The sequence below is a fragment of the Actinosynnema sp. genome, from assembly GCF_052038725.1.
This window is the reverse complement of the sequence record NZ_JBQGCX010000624.1, coordinates 1-1,574: the sequence shown is the minus strand read 5'-3', so window position 1 is coordinate 1,574 and position 1,574 is coordinate 1. Positions and strand designations below refer to the sequence as shown.

The window sequence follows — 1,574 nt, the reverse complement described above, 5'->3', positions numbered from 1 at the left end:
CGCAGCGCGGCACCGGGGACAAGACGATGGAGCGCATCGTCGAGCTGTGGGGCCGCACGCTGGACGCGGTGGAGTCGCAGAACCTCTCGCTGATCGACCGCGAGATCGACTGGGCGATCAAGCACCGGCTGCTGGAGCGGTACCAGGCCAAGCACGACATGGACCTGTCGAACCCGCGCATCGCCCAGCTGGACCTGGCCTACCACGACATCCGGCGCGGGCGGGGGGTGTTCGACCTGCTCCAGCGCGAGGGGCAGGTTGAGCGGGTGACCGACGACGGCGAGATCGAGGCCGCGAAGGACACCCCGCCGCAGACCACGCGGGCGAAGCTGCGCGGCGACTTCATCGCGGCGGCGCAGGCGGCCGGGCGGGACTTCACGGTCGACTGGGTGCACCTGAAGCTGAACGACCAGGCGCAGCGGACGGTCCTGTGCAAGGACCCGTTCCGGGCGGTGGACGAGCGGGTGGAGCGGCTGATCGCGTCGCTCTAGGGATTGGGGGCCTGGCTCCGGCCCTGGCCCTGGCCTTGGCCCCGGTCCCGGTCCCGGTTCCCGTCGCGGGCGCGCCGCCGCGACGGGACCGGGTGCGCCGTGGTCTGCTGGGTCCTCGCTGTCGTCGGGACGTCAGGGGGTCGCTGTGAGCGAGACGGTGCGGTTGGCGGTGCGCGCGGGCGTTCCGGTCGAGCGGGTGTGGCGGGCGCTGACCGAGCAGGCCGAGGTGCGGGCGTGGCTGGCCGAGGAGGCCGAGGTCGACCTGCCCACCCGCTTCACGTTCGGGGGACGGCAGTCGCCCGGCGGTGAGCAGCGGGTGCTCGCCGTGGTCGACGGCGCGGCGGGGGACCGGGGGCTCACCCTGGGGTGGGACGTCGGCGGCGAGCAGACCACGGTCGAGTTCCGATTGGTCGCGGAGGGTGGCAGCACGCAGGTGCACCTGGCGCAGAGCCACTTCCCCGGTTGGGAGGCGGCGGTCGCCGAGGAGGGCGTGCTGGCCTGGCTGTACACCTTCTGGGTGCTGGCCCTGTGCGACCTGGTCGACCACGTCGAGGGCCGCGAGGTGGGTCCGAGGCCGGACTTCACGCCGGGCCTGGCCGAGTTCCGCGCCGAGGTGCTGATCCGCGCGCCCCGCCCCGAGGTCGCGGCGTCCCTGGTGGAGCCGGAGCGCTACGAGCGCTGGTTCGGCGCCAAGGTCGACATCGAGCCCTGGCCGGGAGGCCGCTTCGCGATGGGCGGCGCCGATCTGGACCCGTCCCCCGGACAGGTGGCGGCGGACGAGCGCGACCGGATGATGCGCATCGCCTGGGTCCGCTCGACGCACACCTGGGAGCTGTCCGACGCCGAGGAGGGCACCACCCTGGTGGTCACCCAGTCCGGCTTCGACCCGGACCACCCACCGCACGGCGAGTGGTCCGGCTGGCTCGGCGGCCTGGCGGGCCTGCGCCGCTACCACGAACTGCCGAACACCCCACCGATCTGGCTCCCCGGCGACGTGCCCGGCCTCCCGGGGGGAATGCTCACCGACTGACCCGGCGCCGCTCGGCTGGGGCACCGCGCCGCTCGGGGACCCTGGGCGTCCCG

The 1,574-nt window shown here is 74.2% G+C and carries 2 protein-coding genes; both read left to right on the top strand.

The window, feature by feature from the left end; all coding sequences use genetic code 11:
- On the top strand, positions 1 to 491 hold a 491-nt coding region (locus tag ACTUAL_RS13220; RefSeq protein ID WP_440900444.1), incomplete at its 5' end, for a proteasome accessory factor PafA2 family protein.
- A 145-nt stretch (positions 492 to 636) separates the two neighbouring features.
- Positions 637 to 1,521 (top strand): SRPBCC family protein, encoded by an 885-nt coding sequence (locus ACTUAL_RS13215; protein WP_440900443.1) that lies wholly within the window; start codon positions 637 to 639, stop codon positions 1,519 to 1,521.
- Positions 1,522 to 1,574: the final 53 nt, after the last annotated feature.